Source organism: Desulfonatronovibrio magnus, from assembly GCF_000934755.1.
In the GTDB taxonomy this organism is placed as follows: domain Bacteria; phylum Desulfobacterota; class Desulfovibrionia; order Desulfovibrionales; family Desulfonatronovibrionaceae; genus Desulfonatronovibrio; species Desulfonatronovibrio magnus.
Window position 1 is genome coordinate 128,507 of record NZ_KN882177.1, and the last position, 26,152, is coordinate 154,658.

The following is a 26,152-nucleotide window of genomic DNA, read 5'->3' on the forward strand; positions in this document are numbered from 1 at the left end:
GCTATTACCTCTTTTTTTGTGGCTTAAGCCACATTTCAAAGAAGCGGCTGGAGCCGCAAGAACAAGACGTCCCCAGGCTGGAGCCTGGGAACGAGTGGTGTAAGTTACTCACACGTTCGTTCCCGGGCCGCCCGGGTGAAGAGCTTATGAATGTATACATTGTGCCAATTTTTTAGCCGGCATGGGGGCACCATGCCCTCATGCCCTGTTAGACTTTCCGCTTCAACCCTGCCTGCGCCAAGAAACAAATCCGAAGGATTTCCTGCACAATTGAATTACCTGAAAGGAAAAAATGTCCGGACAACAATTTAAAATTAAACAGGCAGGGACGTTAGGACTTGCCAAAGGAGAATGGTTTTATGAGAAATAGTCACGATGAACTGCTTGAAATGCTGGGAGAGGATGCAGATTATCTGCTTGAGCATAAATGCCGGACAATTGCCCGAGAACAGCTTAGTGCTCCAGGGTGGGATTTTGTAGACCGTGTTTACTCCGAATCTAATAGAAACAATCGAGTATTGGTAAACCTTGAGCGGCTTTTCAGCCATGGTCGTCTCAAAGATACAGGATACCTGTCAATTCTTCCTGTGGATCAGGGAGTTGAACATTCCGGGGGTGCCTCATTTGCTAAGAACCCCGCATACTTTGATCCAGAGAATATTGTAAAACTGGCCATGGAAGGTGGATGTAACGCCGTAGCATCTACCTTTGGCGTGCTGGGTTCGGTGGCGCGCAGGTATGCGCACAGGATTCCCTTTGTAGTAAAAATAAACCACAACGAACTTTTGACCTATCCCAACACCTTTGACCAGATAATGTTTGGAACAATTGATCAGGCCTGCGATATGGGTGCTGCTGCTGTGGGTGCTACCATCTATTTTGGATCCCAGAATTCAGACCGTCAGATTGTGGAGGTGGCCCGGGCCTTTTCCTATGCCCACGAGGTTGGTATGGCTACGATTTTGTGGTGTTATATGCGAAACAGTGCTTTTAAAACAGGTGGGGTGGACTATCATGTTGCAGCTGATCTCACCGGACAGGCCAACCATCTCGGGGTCACCCTTCAGGCAGACATCATCAAGCAGAAGCTTCCTGAGGTGAATGGCGGATACAAGGCCTTGAATACGGGCGATTCCTCTTATGGCAAATTAGATGAGAGAATTTACAGTGAATTAGCTACAGATCATCCCATAGATCTGACCCGGTATCAGGTGGCAAACTGTTATATGGGCAGGGCCGGGCTCATCAATTCCGGAGGCGCATCCGGCAAAAACGACTTCGCTGATGCTGTGCGTACTGCGGTTATTAATAAGAGGGCTGGAGGCATGGGGCTGATAAGCGGGCGTAAGGCCTTCCAGAGACCCATGAGCGAAGGAGTTAAGATTTTGAATTATATTCAGGATGTTTATCTAAATGACAAGATAACACTGGCCTGATGCAGGACTTAAAGATCTGAATTCGTGATATGGATTCCCAATAAAGTTTTGCGGATTCAGATCTAATACCGGCTTCGCCCGAACCTCAAAAAAAAATATTTTTAAACGTCCATTCAACTGGGGCGAGCGCGGTAATCCTTATAGACTTCGCCATACTGGCGGCCCTGATGGTTTATTTGCCGGGAAGGATAATGTGATAGACGGGATATTTAATGCCCTGAAGGAAACCCAGCCTCGGGTAATGTCTGAGGCAGTGTAGGCTTGATTTGTTGGGGCCAGGACATATTCAGGAATGTATTATTTCAGATTCGGTTGCTTCGTAAGGATCAATCAGATAAGCTAAAACGGCTGCCCGTTCTGCATCGCTGAGCATGTTCCATTTACCCAGCATCCGGTCCACAGTTTTTTCCCAGAAGGCCAAGTCCTGGCCGAAACTACGTTCAATTCGATCCAGGTTGTGGCATGTAGTGCAGCGTTCAGCCACAAGGGCTCTTCCATCATAAGGCATAATGGTCATGGCTGGCTGTGCTCCCAAAAGCAGCGGCAGACCTGATGCCAGCAAAAATAGTGTGAATGTTTTTTTCATAACCCCTCCCCAAGCCCGAATGCTGGGCTGAATAATTATCCTTGAACAGTCGACATCAGCCCCGTCACAGTGTCCGTCACTGTCCCGTTCCAATTGTCCACAAATATCAGCTGCAACCCCATCGGGCCCAAAGGCCAAATTTCCAAAGTATCGAATTAGCTCACTGAGCCGAACGCTTGGCGCGTACAGAGTTCTATCCTTAGCTGGACAATACACTGCCTTGGGGGGAAGTTACAAGATATTTATTGTGGCTGGAGTGGAGGTGAAGGCAGTCGTGGCTGCATTTGGACAGGATGCTTTGAGTGGCCCGGCTAAAGATACATGGAGTCAAGACTACGTTCATATTCTGGCAGAAGTCCAAACCTGCCTGAATTGTCAAGCCTTTATTTGCCAGTCTTCCGAGTAACATAAATGGCTCCTGATGGTACATAGCCGGAGACCTGAACTAACATTACTCTCACCTACAGCTATCGAGTGATATCAAAATATATATCAAGTACTGAAAAAGGCTATGCAAAAGAATGTTGGTTTTTGAGGATTGGTTTCAGACGATTAATTTGTTTTGCTTCAGGGCTGTTCATGGCATGCCAGAGGTCCCAATCCTGTTGCAGACCCAGCCAGAAATCAGCAGACATGCCCAGAACACGGGATAATCTCAAGGCAGTATCCGGGGTTACTGAACGTCTGCCATTAATAATTTCGTTCAGGCGAGGGTAAGAAACGCTTAGATGTCGCGCCAGTTCAGTTTGGGTAAGGTCAAGCGGCTTGATGAATTCCTCGAGAAGCATCTCCCCGGGATGCGTCGGAGGACGATTCTTAGGCAACCGCCTCCCTGCTTCAGTGGTAATCTGTGATTTCGATCTCGTAGGCATGACCTTCCTCCCATATAAAGCATATTCTATACTGTTGATTGATGCTAATACTATATTGATTCTCCCGGTCACCTTTCAAACGCTCCAGTCGATTTCCAGGAGGAACATTAAGTTCACTGACCGCTCGAACTCTGTTGATTTGATCCAGTTTCCGACGGGCAATAGGCCAAATTGATTGGGGACAGCATCTTCGAGCTGCTTGAGATGCCACTCCATCAAAAATATCCTCAGCTCCGATAGATTTAAAGGTCCTTATCATGCATTACATTATAACGATGCCCATTATAGACGTCAAGGCATTATTCCAGTTGGTGTCAGAAGTAAATGATATGCTAAGCAGGGAACACAAGAATTGGTCGATTCAAGTTTTCCGGCAGCCTTTCAAGGGTTATCCGGAAAACGTGGTCCAAAAGAATCAAAGAACAAGCAAGAACAAAAGCGTATCCGGGAACTTGAACTGGAAAATGCCAGGCTTAAAAAAGAACTGAAGAAAGCTGAGACCATAATCGAGGTTCAAAAAAAACTTTAGAGATACTGGAGGTTTGGCTGTTCCGGGCCTCCAGAAACCTCGATTGTATAAAATATAAATTTTTGTTGACTGAATTATGGATTTTTGAAAACCTGAATAGGAGAGATAGATTTCCATCACAAACCCAGTCTTATGTAAGTTGTCAGCCCAACCATCCACCCGCAATACAGGAAGGAAAGTGAACCCCGTAGAGCTAATCTGGTTGCCTTTTTATCATTTTGCCTTCCTTTTCAATCAGTTTTTTCTTGTGATACAATGCTGTCAAAATATCCCCTTTTACTTGAGGTTGTTGCATAGTTCATGGTGCAGTCAATGGGCTGACATGGTCATGTTGCATTACCAAAACCAGGCAGGATAAGTAGAATGAAACAACCAGATTTTCAGGATTTCATTGAAAATGCTTCAAACGGTTTTTTTATCTCACGTTCTGATGGGCGCTGTATGTATGCCAACAAGTCTTTTGCGCAAATGTTGGGTTATGCCTCTCCAGAAGAAATGATAGGATCTGTCACAGACATTTTTTCTGAGACTTTTACTGATTTGCAAGACATAGAAAATTTTACTGTCAGGCGTAATCATGAAATGCAACCCTTCAGTCGTGAGTGCGTGTTGCGTAGTCGAGATGGAAGCCAGTTCAAGGTGCTTCTTAATTTACGTATTGTGCAGGATGAAAACAACGAAAGCATAGAGTATCAGGGTGTAGTAACCTACATAGCTGAGTACAGACAGGATAAGAATACTCTGAGTGCTTTTAGTAGCGACTTTTTACTCATGCTGGAGAATACCACGGACTTTCTTTACTTTAAGGATCGGGACAGGCGTATTCGATTCTGCAGTCAGGCCATGGCCAATATTGTCGGCTGCAATGACTGGAGAGATCTTGTGGGCAAGGATGATTTTGAAATTTTCCCAAAAGAAACCGCCCGCATTTACTATGACGAGGAAGAACAGGTTTTTAGGGAAGGGATTCCGGTTTTAAACAAGGTAAATCCATTTTTTGATGAAAGCGGTAAACTTGGCTGGGTGTTAACAAATAAATGGCCGGTATATGATGAAAATAACTCAGAGGTTGTGGGTCTTTTTGGAATCAGCCGTGACATCACAGAGTTTAAGAAGGCTGAAGATACGTTTAGCCATTACCGGGATCTTTTGCGCTATATTGTTGAGCATACAAGAAGTGCTGTTGCCGTTCATGACCGGGACTTGAACTATATCTTTGTCAGTCAGCGATACCTTGATGAATTTAATGTCAAGGAAGAAGAGATTATTGGCAAGCACCATTATGAGGTATTCCCGGATTTGCCCCAAAAATGGAGGGAGGTTCATCAGAAGGCTCTAAAAGGAGAAGTACTCAGTGCTGAAGATGATCCGTATTACCGGGAAGACGGCACAGTGGAATGGACTCGCTGGGAATGTCGACCATGGTATGAGAAGGATGAATCCATAGGTGGCATAATAGTTTATACTGAGGTTATTACTGAACGTAAACAAGATGAACAAGCCCTGCTCATAGCCAAGGAGCAGGCAGAGGCCGCCAACCGGGCCAAAAGCGCATTCCTGGCTAATATGAGTCATGAGATTCGTACTCCCATCAACGGTATTATGGGCATGCTGCAGTTGCTGCTAATGACTCACTTGAATCAAGAGCAGAGGGAATATTTAGAACTGTCCATAAATGCAGCTCATCGCCTGACCAGACTTCTTTCAGATATCCTTGATCTGTCCAGGTTTGAGGCCGGTAAGATGAGCATTCATGAAGAAGAGTTCTGCCTCAAGGAGATAGAGACTTCTGTACTGGAACTATTCAAAATTACTGCCAGAGACAAGAATATCCTGCTGGAATCAAATATGGATCATAGCCTTCCAGTCCGAGTGCTGGGTGATCCTCACAGGGTTCGTCAGGTTCTTTTCAATCTGGTTGGTAATGCTCTGAAATTCACTGATCGTGGCAAGGTGCAACTGACAATTGCACCGTTGACATCAGGTGCTGAAAACATCTGTAAGGTCTTGTTCACTGTTTCAGACACTGGAATCGGTATTGCCGAGGACAAGCTTAAAGATCTGTTCTCTCCATTTTTTCAGGCTGAAGAGTCATATACGCGCCCTTATCAGGGTGCAGGTTTGGGCCTGGCTATTGTCAAAAGGCTGGTAGATTTGATGAATGGAGAGATTAATGTGTCCAGCACTGAGGGAAAAGGGACCAGCATACAGGTAACTCTTTCGTTTAAACTGCCTGATGCTGAAAAATTTTGTACTGAAGATACCGTCAAACCTGTGGATGGAAAAGAACATGCTTTGCGCATCCTGCTGGCAGAAGATGATCCGGACAATCAGTTTGTCACTTGTAGAACTCTTGAAAAGTCAGGAAACTCAGTCACTGTTGCTGAAAATGGACAGAAAGTTCTGGATCTGCTCCAGGAACAGGATTTTGATTTAATTCTCATGGATATCCAGATGCCTGTCATGGATGGACTTGAGGCGACCAGGGCTATCCGCTCATGGAAGGATCTTGGTCAGAAGAAAGATATTCCCATCATTGCCATGACTGCCTATGCCATGGCAGGAGACCGGGAAAAGTTCCTTGAAGCTGGGATGGATGACTACCTGGCCAAGCCGGTGACCATTGATGCTCTGAACTCAGCTCTTGAAAAGATCAAGAAGAGCAGTCAGGGAACAGTTGACCGAATCATTTCCAACCCAAGCCCGCCGCCAAGATGATCAAACTCGAAAACATCACCACCAACCAGATGCTGGCCGGAGTGGAATCCGGCAAGATCGTAAGAGTTGTATCTGTGGAAAAACTCGGTGAGCATGCAGTCACTCTTTATTACAAGGATAGTGAAGGCAGGCTGAGTGAGCGGATGCTGTTCCGCAATGATGAGCCAGCCATTTCCCTGGCTGAGTCGGAATGTCCGTGGGGATTTGATGCACCGGCAGAAGAGTTCAAGCTTGCCGTGGAAGCCCAGCGCATCACCCTTGCCCATCTCTTTGATCCCATGATGGCTGTTCACACTTCTAATGTTGACCCTTTGCCCCACCAGATCACTGCTGCTTATGAGTCCATGCTTCCCAGGCAGCCCTTACGTTACGTGCTGGCTGATGATCCAGGCGCAGGTAAAACCATCATGGCCGGGCTGGATTTGATGAACATACTGAAAGGTCTGTTCGGGAAAACTGCGCCACCCTGAATTTTCAGAATGCAGAGTTTGATGATGATTAATTTTTATCATTGAGGTTAGATGCCATGACAACTGCAATCGTACTGATTATAATCCTTTTGACCCTGGCCGGACTCATGTACGCCTTTGTCAAAATCCTGCCCATGTGCGGGCTCAAAGGCGGCTGAAACTTTGGAAGCTCTGAAGGTTCAGAGAAAGATAGGGATGATGAAAAGATATGCCAGAATCGGCCTGATCAGGACCAGCGCCGAGATTAAGTGTTCAACGACAATTAAGCCATTTTTAAGCTTCTCACCCGGGCGGCCCGGTACCGAACCTGCGAGTAACTTACACCCCTCGTTCCCAGGCTCCAGCCTGGGAACGTTTTGTTCTTGCGGCTTCAGCCGCTTCTTCAAAAAGTGGCTGGAGCTACAAAGAAAAGATGTAATAGCCTTAGCACGAGATTGCTTCGCTTCGCTCGCAACAAGGATTGCCGCGCTCGAAGACTCGCTCGCAATGACACCTGAGCAGTCGATCAGATTTGGGCAGCCGTAGATGCAGTCGATGTAGGTTCCGGTGGCGGCATGAAGATTGGGCGTTGCCATGAACAGCAGACCCAAGGCCAGGAAGGTGGTCAGGAATAGTTTTTTCATTTCGAACCCCCTTGTGGTGAAGTCAGTGTAAAAGTGTTGAGCAACCAAATATTCCAGGCAAGCTCCAAATCACCTCACTGTCCGGCGCGGACGGGCCACACGTGGTAGGCGTAGGGCTTGTAGCTGTAGACCACGTCGCCGTAGTACATGTCCACGAACCACGCGTCGTCCGGGTAGCCCGCGCTGGACGTACTGGACCAGTAGTTGGACGACTGGACCCCGGTAAAGGGATGTCCGCCTTTAAGTGCATGGGATAAAGCCACAAGCTCATCCCTGCTCGGCAGTCGCCAGCCGCCAATACCGGAGATACTGAAAGACTCGCACCTGGACATGGCGTCCTCCCAGTTCAATCTGCCGAACGGATCGGCATCCTTGGTCCACATCAGGTTAGTCATCGTATCCGTCACTGTCCCGTTCCCATTGTCTACGAATCTCTGGGCCTGGGCTTCGCTGGTCATGACCAGTCCGGTCAAGCAGAGCATCAAGGTCAGTGCCGCTGTTGTGAAAATCTTTATCCGCATTTTCCTCATGACGTTCCTCCGTGGTTGAGTGTAATTACATGGTAAACGTTTCAATCCTCTATTCCGGCTTAATGGAGCTGTCATCAGCTGCAACCCCATCTTGGCAAAAGGCCGCATTTCTGGATTATCGAACCACCCTTATTGTGCCGAACGTTTGGAGCGTACATAGTAGGTATTGGACTTATGCTCGACGTAGAGGGCGCCACCGTTGAAATTAAAGCGCCATGCGCTGACTGCATTGGGAACACCAGTAGAAGAGGACCAGTAGAAACCTCCCCAACCGCTCTCAACGTCCATCATGTTTTTACATGGCGAATGATACAGTCCCTGTAATTCATGCTTTTTGGGTAGCCACCAGTCAGAATGTCCTCCCAGGGATAGGCCGGAAGCGTAGCGCATAGCTTGGTTCCAGTTCATGGGACCAGCAGTATCCTTCTGCCACATCAGGCCGGTGCCATTGTCGGTGACGGTTCCGTCACCGTTATCCACGCACCTCTCCGCAAAGGCCGTGCTTGAAAGGAGCAAGCAGGTAAGGCAGAGCATGAAAGTTATCGTCACAATTGTCATTCTGGTAATTCTTAGCATGCTTATTCTCCTGTGTAGTTGGCAGATCTATAACCCCAACCCCTCCAGCCTGCACTTGCAGCGACCAATTGACCCATAATCGCATCGCCTGCCGTCCGTCCACCAGGCCATATTCAGATCAGCCCCGCTCAGATCAGCTCCGCTCAGATCAGCCCCGCTCAGATCGGCTCCAGGCAGATCGGCTTCGGACAGGTTGGCCCCTGACAGGTCGGCCCCCCCAAGATTAGACTCTTGCACGTGGGCGGAGACCAGTCTGGCCTCTCTCAGGTTGGCTCTGGCCAGGTTACATTCCCTGCAAAAACCAGTCTCCAGCAGCTTATCCAGATCTGCCTGATTCCACGCTCCGGCCTGATCCATGCCCAGCAGGCAAACCAGTACTCCCACTGCCGCGATTCCAAAAACCTTCACACTCCACTTTTTCATAATGACCCTCCTTGGTTGAGTGTTGATGTTTTTCATATGCAAGACACTATCTATACCAAACAATAAATATATTAAATATCAGTATGTTGCAAAAAGAAGCAGACATATTCAGCTGCAAGTTGGTGCCAACTTGGTTGGCAGTGGTTGGCAGTGAGGCTTATGAGCGGTTCAGGCTGTTCAGCTGTGTGAGTAGTGTAGATGGCTATGCCCTTTACTGAATAATAATCATCTTTGGAAGGAAATATCAAGGTGTTTCTAATGGCCAGCCCTGTGGTGTAGGCAGTCGTGGCTGCATTTGGTCAGGATGCTTTGATTGGACTGGTTGAGGATACACGGAGACAAGCCTACGTGGACAAAGCGTCACAGGCTCTGAAGAATAACTTTGCAGCCTGGCGTGAGGCCAGTCCCAAGCATAATGCCCTGGTGGATGCCATGCTGGGTGCTCCAATGCACATCATCGCTACCATCCGCAGCAAGACTGCCTGGGAAGTTGTGAAGGATGAACGTACTGGTAAGACCCGTCCAGTCAAGATCGGCCTGGCTCCGGTGCAGCGTGACGGCTTAGAGTATGAGTTCACAGCCGTATTGGAGCTATCAGTGGATGGTCACATTGCCACGGCCACCAAGGATCGCACGTCCCTCTTTGATGGCAGTTACTTCACACCGGGGATTGATACCGGCGAGACCTTGAAGTCCTGGCTTAACGGGACCACCCCTGATGATGGCAATGGCCAAGGTGAGCCTGTCACTCGCAAGCCCGAGCCCTTCCCAGCACAGAAGGAGACAGACATTCCAGCCAAGCGCAGTTCTACTGTTGTGGACCTTTTCAACTCTTTGCGCAAGCTTGGCCTGGGAAGCAAGATCCCTGAGTATGAGGTCTATCTCGCTGGTAAGTACGGACACGGTGTCAGGGACTTAACCCAAGAGCAGCTTGATGAACAGCACTACAATCTGCAGAGGTGCAAAGATGATAAGCAGTTGTTCCAGAAGTTCACTAACTACCTTGATGGCTTGAAGAAGGCTGCGTAAAGACTTAAGCAACCTGAAGGTTCGGCTGTTCCGGAGCTCCAGGAACCTTGATAGTATAAAATATAAATTTTGTTGATTATATTATAAATTTTTGATAGTAGAAGTTTAAAGGATTTGTGTTATCTAAATCAGTCGAAAGCTTTCCATATAATTTATGCTTGTTCTTAGCCTGCAGCTCTCGCCGTTTGCTCTTTATCTCCAAAGCTCATCTACAATGATGGTTTAGAAATACGCTTGATTTGCTTTAGGGCCCATATTCTTTCAATCAGCTTTTCTTTCACCTCTTAAGCGGGAGCAATATATGGTTAATTTTCCAGTAAAAAATCACACAGGAATTTTTCACGATTCTGAAGTTATGTTCATTGAAGCCCCTATAGGTATTTTCATGTCTACTCCTGACGGAAGGGTGCTGTCTGCTAATCCATATGCTGCTCGAATGTTTGGATATGACACCCCTCAGGAGGCGCTTAGTGGCGTGAGTCATATCTCTCAACTATATGCTAACCCTGATGACAGAACAGCTTTAATCGATATCTTGAACAGTCAAGGAGCTATCCACAATTATGAATGCCGATTGAAAAACAAGACCGGGACAGCTTTCTGGGCCTCCATCAATGTACGGGTTATTCAGAAAGAAGATCAAGATGATACATACTATATTGGTTTCATTACCAGCATTGACAGGGCAAAGCAGGCAGAAGAGGAACTTAAAGTTAATGAAGCCAGATATAAAGAACTGGTTGATAATGCCAACAGTATTTTTCTTCGTATGGATTCGCAGGGGAACGTGATCTACTTCAATGAGTATGCTCAATCCTTTTTCGGGTATAAGGCAGAGCAAATCATAGGCAGGAATGTCGTAGGAACTATTGTGCCAGAGGTAGATGTTAAGGGGGTCAAGCTTGATCGTTTAATTCAGGAAATTGGAAAGAATCCTGAGAAGTACTCCAACAATGAAAATGAAAATATGCTGGCATGCGGCACAAGAGTATGGATCGCCTGGACCAATAAAGCGATTACAGATGCTAAGGGGGAAGTGGTTGAAGTTTTATGTATTGGCAGGGATGTTACCGACATGAGAAATGCACTGGATAGAATGCATGCAAGCCAGGCCAGATATAAAGCCATTGTAGAAGATTCTCCAGCAATGCTTTGCAGATTCCTTCCCGGTTGCAAACTGACTTATGTTAATGACCTTTACTGCCAGTATTTTAACAGATCTCGAGAAGAACTGCTTGGCAAATCGTTCCTTAGCCTGATTCCTGAATCTCATCATAAATCTTTTTTAGCAAACCTGGCCTCACTTACCCCTGAAGATCCAGTGATATCGCATGAGCATGAAGTAATAACCCCGGATGGGGATATTCGCTGGCAACGCTGGACAGAGAGAGCCATATTCAATGCTCAAGGCGGGCTTATGGAGTTTCAGTCCATAGGGGAGGATGTCACTGAACTCAAACAAATTCAAAATGAGCTGAAAGCCAGCAATGAAAAGTACCATGCTGTGTACAAAAAATCTCCCATAGCCATCTCAATTCTTGATAAGCATGGAGGTATCCTGGACTCCAACCCTGCATGCCAAGAGTTGTTTGGGTTCAAGGATGGGGAGGCTATGAAGGGGTATCAGCTATTGCAGCATTTGACCATAAAAGAGTCAAATAGACAGCGCTTAAACAAAGGGATGACCATCACTGTTCACCAGACCTTGGATTTTCAACATCTCAAGGAATTGTTTCAATGGAATTCATCACGCATTGGATTTGCTTGCCTTGAAGTTAGGATTACTCCGCTTGGTCTGAGTATTGATGAAGGGTATATGTTGCAGATGCAGGATATTACGTGGTGCGCTCGCAGTAAAGCAACAGCAGTATGAGGCGATGGAAGTAATAGAAAAGAGGTATTATTTTACCCAGAAACAAATATGAGATTTCTTATACCTGGCAGGGACCAAGAAAGCTATCATCATAAAGTTTTTATGTACTGGCTAAAGATTTATGCACACACCCTTTGACCCGCTTCAGTTCCTTTACTCACTTTATCTGGACCTTTCTCTGACTCCCGACGGCCAGATCAACGTCAGTAACATGTGGTCACTGCCATTGCACCAGCAGAAGAAGGCCAAAGCATTACTCAGGACCTACGACCAGCTCCTCCGTCTCCAGTTAGACGCTCCCAACAAGAGGATGAGGCCGTCAGTCCGCAAGCTGCTGGCCCAGGGGAAGATTGAGATCAGGGATGGTCAGTATGTGAGAGTACAAATACCAGAGAGTTATGATGCAAATCTTAAGTAAACTCTACTATAGAATTTTTCCTTGATTTTGGGCTGAGGGGGATATACGGAAATTGGTCTGAGAGACTTTGCCAGATAAGGGTTGCGAGAGGTAGAGTCTTAAGACCTGCCCGAACTTAAAGGGTTTGAGACTTTTTTCTGCATTGATTATATCCTCTTTTGCTGTTGTCTTAAGGCCTGCCCGACTATAAAGGGTTTGAGACTGATGAAATGAATTCGAGATATTTGTTCGCTATGTTGTCTGAGGGTTTGCCCGACTATAAAGGGTTTGGGACTGATCATACCGTCCTTCTCCAATGCCTGAAACCTGCCTCTGAGGTTATGCCCGACTTTGAAAGGCTTGAGTTATTGTGTTGATGTTTGTCGAATAGGGATTGAAACGCAGCACCCCTGAGCCTGCATTAAAGGCATTATGAAAAAGCTATTTTACTACCTTCTCATCTTACTTTTCCCCATCACTCTCCACGCCAAGATATCCATCACTGCCATTGATGTAGGCCAGGGCGATGCTGTCCTGGTCCAGCATCACATAGCATCTGTGTATACAGAACCTAAATGAATGCTTTAGTCAGGCTTTTTTATATTGAATTCATTCTGGAATGAGGATATGGGAAAAAGCTACAAGATAAAATCTCCGGCAGTGACCGAATCATTTCCAACCCAAACCCGCCGCCAAGATGATCAAACTCGAAAACATCACCACCAATCAGATTCTGGCCGGAGTGGAATCCGGCAAGATTGTCCGGGTTGTATCTGTGGAAAAGCTCGGTGAGCATGCAGTCACTCTTTATTACAAGGATAGTGAAGGCAGGCTGAGTGAGCGGATGCTGTTCCGCAATGATGAGCCGGCCATTTCCCTGGCTGAGTCGGAATGTCCGTGGGGTTTTGACGCTCCAGCCGAAGAGTTCAAGCTTGCCGTGGAAGCCCAGCGCATCACCCTTGCCCATCTCTTTGATCCCATGATGGCTGTTCACACTTCAAATGTGGACCCTTTGCCCCACCAGATCACAGCAGTGTATGAGGCCATGCTTCCAAGACAGCCTTTGCGTTATGTCCTGGCTGATGACCCTGGGGCCGGCAAAACCATTATGGCCGGTCTGTTTATCCGGGAGCTTATCATGCGCAGCGATGCCCAGCGCATAATGATTGTCTGCCCCGGAGGTCTGGTTGAACAATGGCAGGATGAGCTCCTGGAAAAATTCGGCTTGACCTTTAATATTTTCACTAAGGATATGCTTGATACCTCTCATTCCGGAAATCCGTTTGACGATCATGACCACCTCATTGCCAGGATGGATCAGCTGTCCAGAAATGAAGAACTCCGGGAGAAGCTCAAGACATCCAGCTGGGATCTGATTATTGTGGATGAGGCCCATAAACTCTCTGCTTCATACTTTGGCAACCAGGTCAAAAAGACCAAAAGATTCCAGCTGGGTGAACTTCTTTCCACCAGGGCCAGACATTTTCTGCTTATGACTGCCACACCCCACAACGGTAAGGAAGAGGATTTTCAACTGTTCATGTCCTTGCTGGATGGTGACCGGTTTTACGGCAAGTTCAGGGACGGAGCACACAAGGTTGATGTTGATGACATGATGCGGCGCATGGTCAAGGAGGACCTGCTCAAGTTTGACGGAACACCTCTGTTTCCGGAACGCAGGGCCTATACTGCCGGTTATACCCTGTCTGACATAGAAGCAGACCTGTATACAGCTGTTACTGATTACGTCAAAAATGAAATGAACAAGGCTGACGCCTTAGACAACAGACGCAAAGGCAATATCGGCTTTGCCCTGACCATTCTTCAGCGCCGCCTGGCATCTTCACCCGAGGCCATATATCAGTCCCTCAAGCGCAGGCGAAAGCGTCTGGAAAGGCGGGTGGAAGAAGAGAAGATGCAGCAGCGTGGTGACTACATTGCTGAAACCCTGGAGCCTTACACTTCTGAAGAACTGGATGACATTGAAGACCAGCTTTCTGACACTGAATATGAAGAGTTTACAGACAAGCTTGTGGACCAGGCTACCACTGCCCAGACCATTGAAGAGCTTCTGAGTGAAATTCATATCCTCAAAGACCTTGAATCCAAAGCCAGAAATGTTGTCCTGTCCGGTCAGGACAGGAAGTGGGAGGAGCTGTCCTCTATTCTGCAGGACAGTGAGCTTATGTTTGATGCCCAGGGGAACAGACGCAAGCTCATCATTTTTACTGAACATAAGGACACCCTCAACTACCTGCACCAGAGGATCACTGCCCTAATTGGAGATCCAGGTTGCCTGGCCTGTATTCATGGAGGAGTAGGCCGGGACCAGCGCCGCAAAATCCAGGAGATGTTTCGCTTTGACCAGGATACTCTGGTTCTTCTGGCCACAGATGCAGCCGGTGAAGGCGTAAACCTGCAGAATGCCAATCTCATGGTCAACTATGACCTGCCCTGGAATCCCAACCGCATTGAGCAGCGTTTTGGACGCATTCACAGAATAGGCCAGACCGAAGTCTGCCATCTCTGGAACATGGTGGCCATGGACACCAGAGAAGGGGATGTGTTTTCCCGCCTCTTTGACAAGCTTGAAGTTGAGCGCGAGGCCCTGGGAGGCCGGGTCTTTGATATTCTGGGTGAAGTCTTTGAAGGCAGAGCTCTAAAAGATATGCTCATTGAGGCTATTCGCTATGGTGACGATCCTGAAGTCAGAGCCAGGCTGGAAAAACAGGTTGAGGGTGTGCTGAATACTGAGCACCTAAAAGAGATTATGAACCGCAGTGCCCTGGCTGAAGAAATAATGAGTCAGGAAAGACTGTTTGCAGTCAAGGAAGAAATGGAAAAGGCGGAAGCCAGAAAACTTCAGCCTTATTTTATCCGCGCTTTTTTCATGGAAGCCTTTAAAAGTCTCAACGGCGATCTGCGTCAAAGAGAAGCCGGACGTTATGAGATTCCTCATGTTCCTGCTGCCATCCGCCAACGTGACCGGATCATTGGAAGCAGAGATCCTGTCCTGAAAAAATACCAGCGCATTTGTTTTGAGCGTGACCATGTCAGTCTTTACGGCAAGCCCATGGCCAGTCTGGTTCATCCCGGCCACCCCCTGATGAACTCGGTCACAGATATTGTGCTGGAAAGTCACCGTAATAAACTCAAGCAGGGAACAATCTTTGTTGATCCTGCCGACTCAGGCGCAGATCCACGAGTATTGATTATGATTGATCACTCGGTCCGTGAAAGCAGCTATGCCCGTAATGAGCGCTCTGTCTGTTCCCGCAGGATTCAGTTTGTATCCATTGATGCCCATGGCCGTGTTGCCCTGGCTGGATGGGCACCCCACCTTGATCTCGAACCCCTTAAGCCTGAGGACCGGGTACTTATCAAAGATATTATGGAGCAGCACTGGTTGTGCAAGTCCCTTGAAGATCAGGCCATGGCTTTTGCTGCTGCCAGGCTGGTTCCCGAGCATTTTGAAGAGGTCAGGCAGAGGCGGGAGACCCAGGTGGACAAAACCCTGAACGCTGTCCACGAAAGACTGGTCAAAGAAATCAATTATTGGCAGGATAGGTATTTCCATTTGCGAGATGCCATGGAAGCAGGCAATCAGCCCAGAATGCAGCCGGAAAATGCCAGGCGGATGGCAGAAGAGCTGCGCTCAAGGCTGGAGCATCGCACTAAGGAACTACAGGCCAGGCGCAAAGTAATTTCCAGTCCTCCTGTAGTTCTGGGCGGGGCCCTGATTGTTCCGGCAGGCCTCCTGGCCCTGAGAAAAGGTGAACAGGCTTCAACCTTCAGCCAGGACCCTGTCCGGCGCAGCCGCATTGAGCAGCTGGCCATGCAGGCTGTTTTTGAGGCTGAACATGCCCGGGGTTATACTACCAGAGATGTATCCATGGACAAATGCGGCTGGGACATCTCTTCGTACAAACAGGGAGCACCTGATCGCCATATTGAAGTCAAAGGCCGGGCAAAAGGGCAGACCACCATTACTGTCACCCGCAATGAAATCATGTACGCCCTGAACCAGCAGGACAAGTTCATCCTGGCCATTGTGTTTGTGGATGAGGATGATCAGGTCGAAGGTCCGTATTACGTTCAGAATCCATTCAGTGTGGAACCGGACTGGGGTGTTGCCAGTGTCAATTATGACGTTCGGGAATTGCTGAAGTGAAAAGTATCTGTTCGATTTAACTGGAAAAATTATTTTTTCAGTCGCAAGATTCAGGATTCAGGATTCTGGGAGGTGTCCACAGTCAAATGCGCTACGCTTTGGTATTTAATGTGTCAGGCAGGAAAAACAAAGACTTATGGAGATGCTTGTTGCTGAATGTGTTTATGTCTGGCTTTTTGCAAGAAAATCTTGATGTAAGAATCTTAAATTGTAAAATGAGGTGAGTATCATGAATACTGAAATTGATCTCCACAATGAAATTAGGAATCTGCCCCCAAACATGCAAAAAGAAGTATGGGATTTTATTCAGTTTGTAAAAAATCGTCATGGCTTACCCGTAACAAAGAAAAGTGATTCTTCCCCAACTGCCTCTTCTGGCTCTTCTTTGTTTCAGGAGTTGGAACAGATTGGCTTTGTGGGGTGCATTGCCAGTGACGCACAACTGTCCCAGACTTACAAAACCAGATTGGATTTTTCAAATAAGTGTGGAGACAAATCATGATTATTGTGGATACAGGGGCATGGCTGGCCTTAATTGATCGTCGTGATGCCTATCATAACCGATGTTGTGATTTTTTTCGTCACAACCACGAAGCTTTGATGACTACATGGCCAGTGCTGGTGGAATGTGTTCATCTCATGTTTGGGCGTATCGGAGTCGCAAAGACTCTGTCCTGGATGCAGACATTAGAGGCACAGGGTGTGGGAATATTTGTCATGCAAGCGTCTCACTTTACTCGGTTAAATACCTTGATGCACCAATTCAGGGACTTGCCCATGGATTTGGCAGATGCTTCACTTGTGCTGCTGGCCGAAGAGAGCGGCGAGGGTCGCATTGTAAGTACAGATGAACGGGATTTTCACACTTACAGGTGGAAAAATCAGCATCCTTTTCGGAATTTATTACTGGCTCATAGTTAATTTTTATTTCATGCTTACTTATGTAGCAACAGGCATATTGGAAGTAAATTCAAATTGTTATTGTTTTAATCTTATTTGTTCTTGTCCCCAGGTTCCAGCCTGAAAACGAGAGAAAAGCTGGACCCCTGATCAGAACTTGTTCTGGACCCTGACTCGGGATTCGGGGTGACGGTTAAAACAAATTGATATTCTTCAACGTCATTCCGGCGAAGGCCGGAATTTAGATTCAGATCGGAGCCTTTTTCCGGGAAATCCACAGGGCTGATGAACTGGGTTCCGGCATGCGCAACATGATGAAGTACGGCAAGACCTACGGAGGGGAAGATCCTCAGATGATTGAGGGTGATGTATTCAGAATAATAATTAAAGTGCCGGAGTTTGGTGCTGATCTGAATAAACAGCAACAGGGTTTTAAGGCAGACACTGCTGGGGCCCAGTCGGAGGCCCAGTCGGAGGCCCAGTCAGGGGCCCAGTCAGGGGCCCAGTCAGGGGCCCAGTCAGGGGCCCAGTCAGGGGCCCAGTCAGGGGCCCAGTCAGGGGCCCAGTCAGGGGCACAGTCAGGGGCACAGTCAGGGGCACAGCGAATAATCCAGCAAGTACCCCAACAAGCAACCCCTCAAGCAGGCCTGCAAGTAACCCCTCAAGTAAAAAAGCTGCTGCAGGTGTTGAAAGGGGAGATAAACCGGCAGGAGCTGCAGGATGCATTGGAACTGAAAGACCGTATTCATTTCAGAGATTCGTATATAAAGCCGGCGTTAAAAGTGGGAGTTATTGAAATGACACAGTCCGGCTCCCCTAACAGCCCTACTCAAAAATATCGTTTGACATCAAGGGGCTATGATGAACTTAACAAGCTTAAGTAACTTCCGGGAACAGTGTTTCGTTCACCTTCACAAAAAGATTAACCATTAAGCTATCTATCTGGAATTCTGGACATGATCAAAGCCCCAAAGAAACTCATACAGGTAAAGGTCAGGCTCTACGGCATTGACGCCCCTGAGGCAGATCAGCCATTTGGAGACAAAGCTACCGAGTTTGTTCGGGAGTTGATCTTTGCTGCTTAGACAAACCTATACTCGGAAGCAGCATTACCCTGACCAAAATTGGCATCAATCTCAAGCTTTACCCACGCTAAAATCAGGCATGTTTTTTCATTGAATTCCCCCCAGAATACAGATATGCAGACCAGAGCCTTAACAGCCAGTTAAGCAAGATATTTTTCTGTCTCGGAAAGTCATACCAACCTAATGACCGGAGAAAGTGTAATGCAGTACATCATTGACAGTTGTCAGCCCAGAGAAGACCTGATTGCCGGTACATTCAACCCGGAAATCTTTACTGCCTCCCTGCCTGAAGTAATCAGGTTCTATCAGGAGAATAAACAGGGGGTGCATCCTATATACACTGATGCAGAGCAGTTTTTCAGTCATGGCACTTATGTTACTGACGGTCTTAAAACAGTGTTAAGCGAGGTTTTTTCCCGCATTGCCGGAGACTTGACAGTACCAGCAATTCATAGACTGGAGACCGCTTTTGGTGGTGGTAAGAGTCATACCCTCATTGCCTGCACCCATATCGGGTATAAAGGCAAAGAAATTTCTCCTTATGTTGGAGACATACTTGATGAGAATCTCCTCCCGGAAAAAGGAGAGATCCATGTGGCAGGGGTGGCCGGAAATGAACTCCCAGTGCATAAACCCCAGGGCGCAAAACTCATTCCTTATACATTATGGGGAGAAATCGCTTATCAGTTAGGGGGTGAGGATTTATATATGGCTGTTGAGAGTGATGCCGCATCCTACTCCGCACCGGGGAAAAACTATTTTGACACAATTTTTTCCGGCAAAAAAGCTTTGATTATGATAGATGAGCTGGCTCAGTATGCGGCCAGGCTTTCAGCAGCAAGACCAGACGGAAGTGAACAGCTTGCAGCATTTTTGATGAGCCTGCACGAATATGCCAGGACAAACACGGGCATTTCCATTGTACTCACCCTGGCCAGTGCCACCGATGCATTTGCCATATCCACAGGGGTTTTGACTGATCTTTTGAACAGCGTAACCGGCCAGGAAATAAATCAGGATGAAGCCCTGGAAATTGGTCAGCAGGCAGTAAAGGGGATTGCCAGTGTTGTCTCCAGAGATGCAGTTCCAGTTGTACCTGTCCAGGCTGCTGAGATTTCGCGAGTCCTTTCCAGAAGACTTTTTGCCAGCATAGACGAAGCTGCTGCAAAAGAGACAGCCTCCCTTTACATGGAAATGTACCGGAAAAGTTCATCTCTTCTTCCTGATGAATCGACCCGTGAAGACTTTCAGGACCGTCTTGTTTCTCATTATCCATTTCACCCCGCCTTTATAGACTTTCTGAACAATAAGCTGGCCACCTATGAAAACTTTCAGGGCACCAGAGGGGTGCTGCGTATTCTCTCTCTTGCTGTTCGCAGGCTTTGGCAGCGCCAGGTAAAGGTTCCCATGATTCATACCTGTCACCTTGACCTTCGGGATGCGCGCACAGTGAGCGAGGTAGTCGGTCGTTCCGGCAGCAGTGATCTTCTTACTGTCCTTAACGCTGATGTTGGTGGTGCAGATACTGACGCCCTTACCGGCGGCAAGAGCAATGCAGAGATTGCGGACCAGAAAAACCCACACCCTGAAAAGTGGCCTATGTATGAATATACCTGGAAGACTGTATTTCTGCACAGCCTGGTGGGCAGAGATCAGGGGGTTGGTTCGCGTATTTTCGGCCTGGCCACTCAGGATGCCCTCTTTGAGGTCAGCTTTCCAGGTCTGACTCCTCCCCAGGTTGCCGCAGCTTTGAAAGAGATAGACAACAGCGCCTATTACTTGAGGTTCAACCAGGGACGTTATTACGCCAGCCTGGACCCGTCAGTGAATATTGCCCTGGCAAGATTGCGCAGAGGTCTTTCTGTGGAAGCGGTTGACTCACTTCTGGCAGCTTCGGCCAGAAAGGTAATCAGTTCGGATATATCAAAGTTTAATATTGTCCCTGATGTTTCAGCCCCGGAAGACATCCCGGACAAAAAGGGAGTCCCAACCATTGCCCTGATATCCCTTGATGCAGGAACCATTGAGGTTGAACCCTTTATCACCACTGCCGGGCAGAACAGGCCAAGAATAGAACAGAATCATATATTTCTGCTTGTCCCTGATACAGTAACAGTCAGTCCAGGCACAAGAGGTCCAGGCTACCAGCTACCATCGTCCACAGCAAAAGCAGTTGAAAAACTGAACAAGCTCAAAGACATGGCCAGAACAGTTCTGGCCTGGCGTGAGCTCAAGAAAAACCCCCAGAATCACGGCATAACCCCTCACAAACTTAATGCAGACGAACATACCTCCCGTCACCAGGAGCGGGAAAATTCCTTTGCATCGTCTGTAGCGGACAGTTTTCGCCATCTCTGGTATCCTTCAGCCAGTGGACAGATTGTCAGCAGAGAAATCAAGTCTTCTGGCGCAGAAGGCGGTACTGCTGTAATTGAGCAGATTAGAAAAACCCTCCTTGATAATGGAGAGCTGGTTACCACCAGTCATGCTGACCTTTCCGGCCTGACCAACCTGAAAAAACTATTCTTTTCTCAGAATGATGTGGCAGAGCTGGAAAAATTGCGTGATAATTTCAAGGCAATACGCAGCTGGCCGGTGCTGGAGTCGCCGGAGTTACTGGATCAGCTTGTCAGAGCCGGAGTGAGCAAGGGCACTTGGTGCATGTTTCGTATGGGAAGCGCTGATAGTACTTTTCCGGAAGAATTTTACAGCAAGGAAGAAGGAGATGTCCCTTTGGACCTGAACATGGGCAGCGGATATTCTCTAATTACCATGGAAGGGGCAAGACAGCGTCAGTGGAGCCATACTGCTGGACCGGACCCCAGAAAGATTCAGAGCTATGTCCAGGAAGAAATCCAAAGTAACCCGAAAGAAAAAATTGCAAATCTCCATGCAAAAATTAATGAGAAGTATGGAGATATACCTGAAAAGGATGTTCTGGAAGCGGTCAAAATTCTTATCAGGGACAACAGGTTATATGCTGTAAAACAGCCAGTTGGCTCTGAGCAGGATACAGACTTGATCGGAAGCGGCTCTGCTGCGATATATATGCCGGACCCAGGCGACTGCATCATGACTCCTGCCAAGGCTGCTGAAGAAGGACTTCTTCAGCCCGAAGACAGGACCATCAGGCTTATGGGCAGGGACGGGGCAGAGGTGATTATGCCTCTTTTGCGCCGGATAGGGTCTATGTATCAGCGTGGAGCTAAAACCAGCATTGACATGCTTGACATTAGCGGGCTCAAACTGCCTTCAGGCGGTACTTTGCGCATTGCCATTGAAAACACCGGGCCGGATTCAATCAAAGATCTGGCAGAGCTTTTTGAAACCATTGACGGACTGGCCGAAGCAACTGGCAATACAGAGTGCTACCTGGAGATAAACAACCCTGAAGAAGACTGCGAGTTTGTCAAGGCTGTCAAACAAACTAAAAAATAGTCCGGAGCCATTGTGAAACAAAAAGTGCCCAGAGATAAAAATATACAGCTGCAGATGTATTATGACAAAAAAGTGTGCTCTCAAGTTTCTAAAGCCCCCTGGGTGCTCAGGATAACCGAGCATAAGGATAAACCTGTTCCACTCTTCATCATTAAGCAGCGTATTCACCCTGAGCAGAGAACAGACCTTGCTGACCTCAAGGCTCCCAGGTCCATTTTATTGGAGAGGGGGCTGATTTATGGTCCTTCTCAGAAGCGATGCATTCCGGTTTTTAAGACCATTCTGGCCAGAGTAAAAAACAACCGGGACATTCCCATGGAGTTGCAGCAGTTTCTGAACGGTTCAAGGATAGACTTTCGCGGCAATCTCCCCTTAGATGATGAGGCCGGTTATAAAATGGCCCTGATTTTCAAGCTGCAGGAACGGATCAAAGAGATGGACAGGGTAGAACTGATTGCCAGGCGGGCGGATCGCTTCACCATGGAGGAAGCAGGCTACTGGTATTCAAGGATGTCCAGTTTTGGGGATGCCGCCAACAGGTGGGCCATGGCCGGGATGAAGATCATGCTCGCAGGACAACCCAGAGATCCAAACATTGAAGCCATGCTTGGCGATTTGCGATAACCTGCCGGCAGAATATTTGGCAAAAAGGAGCACATGAATGGCTGAATCATGGAAAGACGACCTTCGCCTGATAGAAGCAGGCTTTCCCTGCCACCAGGTAGGGGCAGAAACCCAGCGGGAAAGGGGGGCAAGCTCAGCGCTTCCACCTTTATACTATCTGCACGTGTGGTGGGCCAGGCGTCCTCTGACCCCTTCCCGGGCAGCCGTGCTTGCGTCTCTTTTGCCTGCTGATACTGATCCTGACTGGTTCCTGCGACAACTTGGCATTGAAAAGAAAGTCGTGGAGATCAATGGTGTGGAATGGACCCTGACCGGCAAGCTCCTGGACAGGGTGCAGATGCTGGATGACGGGCAGGAGGTGCTTGAGATAGATCAGACAGTGCTTGGCTGGCTGGATAAGGAAAACAAGGATAGATTTAATAATCAGAAGGTTGTTGAGGATCTTCGATTAAAGAATAGTCATCTGGCAAACAACTCTATCCTCGGCAGGTGGCAGGAGGAGTCTAAGCCTATACCTGAACCATGGCCCGAGATAGGTGAAAGGCTTAAGGTAGACAAAAGAGCTGCAGATCCATCCTGGTTTAAAGAGCTGATGAATATTTCTGGGGGCTTAGGTATTCGTGTGCCAAATCTTTATGGATATGATCGTGCCTACAAAAATGATCCAATCCCATCCTCCGGTAAGTATACTGTACTTGATCCAACATCAGGGGGTGGGTCAATTCCATTTGAATCATTACGTCTGGGGCATAATGTCATTGCCAACGAGTTAAACCCTGTAGCTGCGGTTATTCTGAATTCAACATTGGATTACCCGGCTCGCTTTGGAACATCATTGCTTAGCCACTTAGAGCATTGGGGGCAAATACTTTTTGATTCTCTGAACAATAAGCTTGAAGATTTATTTCCTGCCAAGCACATTCTTCCCAACTCTGAGATGCACGTTCTGAAAGAAGTGCTGCATAAATGCCCTGAAGTTGTGCCTCAGTTCAATACAGAAGATACGACCACATACCTCTACTGCCGCCAGGTGACCTGCCCCAATTGTCACGGTGAGGCACCCCTGCTCAATACCTGCTGGCTGAGCAAGGAGGACGGAAAACAGTGGGGAGTAAAGATTATTCCCAACGGCAGGCAGCAAAACGGAAAAGTGAGATTTGAAACTTATCGTGCCACCAAGGGAAAAGGTCCGGCAGGGGAAGATCCAGGTTTTGCAAGTGTGACCAGGGCCGTCGGGACCTGCGTACATTGCAGACAGGCCATCAGTGCAGAAGAGATAAAATCCCAGGCCAGGGGTGAGTCTGATTTGGACAGATGGAAAGACCGTTTGTACTGCGTGGTGGCTGTCAGGTTTCAGCCCAGGCTGGACAAGAACGGCCAGCCTCTCAGGTATAAAAGCGGAGCAAAGAAAGGTGAGATCAAAACTGAAAAAATCCGCTTTTTCAGACCTCCCAATGAACAGGATCTGGCAGCCATCAAAGAAGCAGAAAACAGGCTCAAGGAAAACTGGGACCGCTGGGAAGACCAGGGACTCATTCCCACGGAAGCATTCCCTCAAGGAAATGACATGCGGCCGGTTAATTATGGTATGCCACGCTGGTGCGACATGTTCACTCCCCGTCAGTTATTAGGGCACTTGTATCTAATGGAGGAATTGAACCGGCTCAAGCCTGAGATCATTGACAAGCTGGGGCAGGACAAAGGCCGGGCTGTGATTACTTACCTGCAGTTCGCCATAGATAAGGGGTTAGATTATAATACAGCTCTTTCAACTTGGGAGACTACGAGGAGTATAGTTAAACATATATTTGCACGTCATGACTTTTCATTGAAATGGACTTTTGGAGAGATGATATTCTCTGGACCTCATTCAGGTTTTGCCTGGTGCCTTTCCCAAATCTATGACGCATATAAGGGTATGGCACAACTAATGCCAGAAACCGCTGCATCGCCACAACTGACCATCAACTGCGGCACAGCAGCTCATATGCCTTTTGTTCCTGACAATTCCGTTGACCTGGTCTGCATGGACCCGCCATATTACAACAATGTCCAGTATGCTGAGCTTTCGGATTATTTTTATGTCTGGCAGAAAAGGACCCTGGGTGATCTTTATCCTGATTATTTCAAAAGGCGGCTAACAGACAAACAGAATGAAGCCGTCGCCAATCCGGACCGTGATGGCGGAACCAAGCCAGCTCATAAGGCTTACGAGCAGTTTATGGCGGATATTTTTAGAGAATGTCATAGGGTATTGAAACCAGAGGCTATAATGACCCTCATGTTTACCCATAAAAGTCAGGATGCATGGGAGGCTTTGACCAAATCTTTGATCTCAAGTGGATGGACCATTACTGCCACTGTTCCTGTGGATTCAGAAAGCAGCCATTCCATGCACCTGATGGAAAAAGCCGGGGCCGCCAGCTCAATCTTTATTTCCTGCCGCAAAAGAACTGAGGAATCACACGAACCAGCCCTGTGGAGTGGTTTTGGAGGCAGCGGAGTGCAGCAGAGAATTCAGCAGGCAGTAGAGGATGGCTTAAAGGAGTTTCAGGTTCTCAAGCTCAACCCAGTGGATGAGATGGTGGCTTCTTATGGTCGGGCCTTGAGAGTACTGTCCGAACAATGGCCGGTTATTGACGGCGAAGAAGAAGTTGGTCCCATCCGGGCCATGAATGAAGCCAGCCGTGTTGTATCCGAAAACCAGATCCAGAGATTGACCAATGGCCGTCTCAAAGTTTCAGACCTTTCTCCAGAGGCATCCATGGCCCTCACCCTGTTTGGCATATTCAGGCTCGGGGAAATTCCTTTTGATGAAGTGCTGAACATTTCCAAATCCCTGAACATTGCAATAGAAAGTAAGACCGGCGGATATAACCCTGATGGTCGTTTTATCGGCTATAACTCTCAGGCAGGAAATGTTTCTCGTAAACGAAGCTCTAAGCAGAGTGAGACAGGTTATCACGCACCATTGGTGCGCAAGGGATCAAAGCTGAGGCTTGCAGCACCAGAAGAACGTCATCCCAGAAGGCTGGAATTTCCCCAGTCAGAGTGGGATATTCTCTATGGTGTGATCATGGCCTACCGGGAAGGAGATATCCCTGTGGCCAGGGCTTATCTGGACAACCATGCCGCGGATAAGCAGCAGCTCATTCTTGACCTGTTGGACGTATGGGCGGCTGAAATTCCGGATGAATCCTTGCAAAAGGAAGCCCAGGGGATTATTTTTGGACTCAAGTAGCAATATCAAGCTTGAAACTAAAGGGCATTTTCCTTTGCTCCGAGGAGGTTTATAATGGAAAGAGAACACCTGCTGACTGTGCTCAGGGAACAAAAACCTTACTTAAGGACCAGGTTTAATATTAACAAAATCGGACTGTTCGGCTCCCATGCCAAAGGTCTTGCTGACGATTCAAGCGATATTGATGTTGTTGTTGAGCTGAATTCTCCACTTGGATTCAAGTTTATGGAGCTTTGCGAGTACCTTGAAGATGTTTTGGGGGGGAAAGTAGATGTACTTACATCTGACGGCGTGAAGCAGATTCGACTGCCTGAAATTGCCGACTCCATTGAAAAGGAAACTACCTATGTCTAAGCGGTCGGAAAAAGCATATCTTCTGGATATTCAGGAGGCCATCAAAAGGACATTGAGCTATATTTCCGGCTTAGATTACTCTTCATTTGCCAGGGACTATAAAACCCAGGATGCTGTTATACGCAATCTGGAAATCATTGGTGAGGCAACCAAAAGCCTTAGCACAGACACACGCTTGCGCTATAGCGATGTACCCTGGAAAAGTATGGCTGGCATCAGAGATAAACTTATTCACGACTATTTTGGAGTGAACATTGATATCATTTGGTATGTATGT

At 47.6% G+C, this 26,152-nt stretch carries 25 protein-coding genes; 18 read left to right on the top strand and 7 right to left on the bottom strand.

Going from position 1 to position 26,152, the window contains the following annotated elements; all coding sequences use genetic code 11:
* Positions 1–359 precede the first annotated feature (359 nt).
* A complete protein-coding gene (locus tag LZ23_RS16805; protein WP_045216054.1) occupies positions 360–1,436 on the top strand; it encodes a class I fructose-bisphosphate aldolase in 1,077 nt (358 codons plus the stop codon).
* Between the two features lie 286 nt (positions 1,437–1,722).
* Here the strand turns inward: LZ23_RS16805 and LZ23_RS16810 are convergent, their stop codons facing one another.
* The 3 genes from LZ23_RS16810 to LZ23_RS23675 all read right to left on the bottom strand — a co-directional run bounded on the left by LZ23_RS16810 (position 1,723) and on the right by LZ23_RS23675 (position 3,153).
* On the bottom strand, positions 1,723–2,022 hold the full coding sequence (locus LZ23_RS16810; RefSeq protein WP_157493296.1) for a hypothetical protein: 300 nt from the start codon (positions 2,020–2,022) through the stop codon (positions 1,723–1,725).
* A gap of 509 nt (positions 2,023–2,531) precedes the next feature.
* Entirely contained in the window at positions 2,532–2,894 is a 363-nt protein-coding gene (locus tag LZ23_RS16820) for a HigA family addiction module antitoxin (RefSeq protein ID WP_045216119.1), read from the bottom strand.
* Complete coding sequence (locus tag LZ23_RS23675) at positions 2,860–3,153, bottom strand: type II toxin-antitoxin system RelE/ParE family toxin (protein WP_084591117.1); 294 nt, start codon at positions 3,151–3,153, stop codon at positions 2,860–2,862. The genes LZ23_RS16820 and LZ23_RS23675 overlap by 35 nt, the downstream gene beginning before the upstream one ends.
* A gap of 93 nt (positions 3,154–3,246) precedes the next feature.
* On the opposite strand from LZ23_RS23675, the gene LZ23_RS24245 reads away from it, so the two are divergent.
* The 3 genes from LZ23_RS24245 to LZ23_RS16830 all read left to right on the top strand — a co-directional run bounded on the left by LZ23_RS24245 (position 3,247) and on the right by LZ23_RS16830 (position 6,611).
* Complete coding sequence (locus LZ23_RS24245) at positions 3,247–3,423, top strand: hypothetical protein (RefSeq protein ID WP_157493298.1); 177 nt, start codon at positions 3,247–3,249, stop codon at positions 3,421–3,423.
* 363 nt (positions 3,424–3,786) lie between these two features.
* A complete protein-coding gene (locus LZ23_RS22895; protein ID WP_052507468.1) occupies positions 3,787–6,141 on the top strand; it encodes a PAS domain S-box protein in 2,355 nt (784 codons plus the stop codon).
* Positions 6,138–6,611: a DUF8742 domain-containing protein gene (locus LZ23_RS16830; protein ID WP_045216059.1), complete on the top strand. Its 474-nt coding sequence runs from the start codon at positions 6,138–6,140 to the stop codon at positions 6,609–6,611. Before LZ23_RS22895 ends, LZ23_RS16830 begins: the two co-directional genes overlap by 4 nt.
* Positions 6,612–6,790: 179 nt before the next feature.
* Here LZ23_RS16830 and LZ23_RS16835 read toward each other — a convergent pair whose 3' ends face one another.
* The 4 genes from LZ23_RS16835 to LZ23_RS16850 form a co-directional block, all read right to left on the bottom strand.
* On the bottom strand, positions 6,791–7,234 hold the full coding sequence (locus LZ23_RS16835; RefSeq protein ID WP_045216061.1) for a hypothetical protein: 444 nt from the start codon (positions 7,232–7,234) through the stop codon (positions 6,791–6,793).
* Between the two features lie 74 nt (positions 7,235–7,308).
* Entirely contained in the window at positions 7,309–7,764 is a 456-nt protein-coding gene (locus LZ23_RS16840; protein ID WP_052507469.1) for an Lcl C-terminal domain-containing protein, read from the bottom strand.
* 129 nt (positions 7,765–7,893) lie between these two features.
* The gene (locus LZ23_RS16845) at positions 7,894–8,340 is read right to left on the bottom strand and encodes an Lcl C-terminal domain-containing protein (protein ID WP_045216062.1); all 447 of its coding nucleotides are present in this window, start codon (positions 8,338–8,340) and stop codon (positions 7,894–7,896) included.
* Between the two features lie 27 nt (positions 8,341–8,367).
* Positions 8,368–8,763, bottom strand: coding sequence for a pentapeptide repeat-containing protein (locus tag LZ23_RS16850; RefSeq protein WP_052507470.1), 396 nt, complete (start codon positions 8,761–8,763; stop codon positions 8,368–8,370).
* Positions 8,764–9,048: 285 nt separating this feature from the next.
* Between LZ23_RS16850 and LZ23_RS16855 the strand changes: the two genes are divergently transcribed.
* The 14 genes from LZ23_RS16855 to LZ23_RS16915 form a co-directional block, all read left to right on the top strand.
* Positions 9,049–9,792 carry a DEAD/DEAH box helicase family protein gene (locus tag LZ23_RS16855; RefSeq protein ID WP_052507471.1) on the top strand — a complete coding sequence of 248 codons (744 nt, stop codon included), beginning with the start codon at positions 9,049–9,051 and terminating at the stop codon, positions 9,790–9,792.
* 301 nt (positions 9,793–10,093) lie between these two features.
* Complete coding sequence (locus LZ23_RS16860; RefSeq protein WP_045216064.1) at positions 10,094–11,665, top strand: PAS domain S-box protein; 1,572 nt, start codon at positions 10,094–10,096, stop codon at positions 11,663–11,665.
* A 121-nt stretch (positions 11,666–11,786) separates the two neighbouring features.
* Positions 11,787–12,083: a hypothetical protein gene (locus LZ23_RS16865; RefSeq protein WP_045216065.1), complete on the top strand. Its 297-nt coding sequence runs from the start codon at positions 11,787–11,789 to the stop codon at positions 12,081–12,083.
* A 411-nt stretch (positions 12,084–12,494) separates the two neighbouring features.
* Entirely contained in the window at positions 12,495–12,641 is a 147-nt protein-coding gene (locus LZ23_RS24250; protein ID WP_157493300.1) for a hypothetical protein, read from the top strand.
* 118 nt (positions 12,642–12,759) lie between these two features.
* Positions 12,760–16,233 (top strand): helicase-related protein, encoded by a 3,474-nt coding sequence (locus tag LZ23_RS16870; protein WP_045216067.1) that lies wholly within the window; start codon positions 12,760–12,762, stop codon positions 16,231–16,233.
* Positions 16,234–16,462: 229 nt separating this feature from the next.
* A complete protein-coding gene (locus LZ23_RS16875; protein ID WP_045216069.1) occupies positions 16,463–16,735 on the top strand; it encodes a hypothetical protein in 273 nt (90 codons plus the stop codon).
* Positions 16,732–17,154, top strand: a complete 423-nt coding sequence (locus LZ23_RS16880) for a type II toxin-antitoxin system VapC family toxin (RefSeq protein ID WP_045216070.1) — start codon at positions 16,732–16,734, stop codon at positions 17,152–17,154. The genes LZ23_RS16875 and LZ23_RS16880 overlap by 4 nt, the downstream gene beginning before the upstream one ends.
* 281 nt (positions 17,155–17,435) lie before the next feature.
* Positions 17,436–18,017 carry a Fic family protein gene (locus tag LZ23_RS25165; RefSeq protein ID WP_045216073.1) on the top strand — a complete coding sequence of 194 codons (582 nt, stop codon included), beginning with the start codon at positions 17,436–17,438 and terminating at the stop codon, positions 18,015–18,017.
* A 72-nt stretch (positions 18,018–18,089) separates the two neighbouring features.
* Entirely contained in the window at positions 18,090–18,218 is a 129-nt protein-coding gene (locus LZ23_RS24260) for a thermonuclease family protein (RefSeq protein ID WP_157493301.1), read from the top strand.
* 201 nt (positions 18,219–18,419) lie between these two features.
* Entirely contained in the window at positions 18,420–21,656 is a 3,237-nt protein-coding gene (locus LZ23_RS16895) for an ATP-binding protein (protein ID WP_045216075.1), read from the top strand.
* Positions 21,657–21,668: 12 nt separating this feature from the next.
* Positions 21,669–22,280, top strand: a complete 612-nt coding sequence (locus LZ23_RS16900; protein WP_157493302.1) for a DUF7680 family protein — start codon at positions 21,669–21,671, stop codon at positions 22,278–22,280.
* A gap of 37 nt (positions 22,281–22,317) precedes the next feature.
* Positions 22,318–25,521, top strand: coding sequence for a DUF1156 domain-containing protein (locus LZ23_RS16905; protein ID WP_045216076.1), 3,204 nt, complete (start codon positions 22,318–22,320; stop codon positions 25,519–25,521).
* Between the two features lie 54 nt (positions 25,522–25,575).
* On the top strand, positions 25,576–25,875 hold the full coding sequence (locus LZ23_RS16910) for a nucleotidyltransferase family protein (protein WP_045216078.1): 300 nt from the start codon (positions 25,576–25,578) through the stop codon (positions 25,873–25,875).
* The coding region (locus LZ23_RS16915; RefSeq protein WP_045216079.1) for a HepT-like ribonuclease domain-containing protein at positions 25,868–26,152 on the top strand (285 nt) is incomplete at its 3' end. The genes LZ23_RS16910 and LZ23_RS16915, both read left to right, overlap by 8 nt.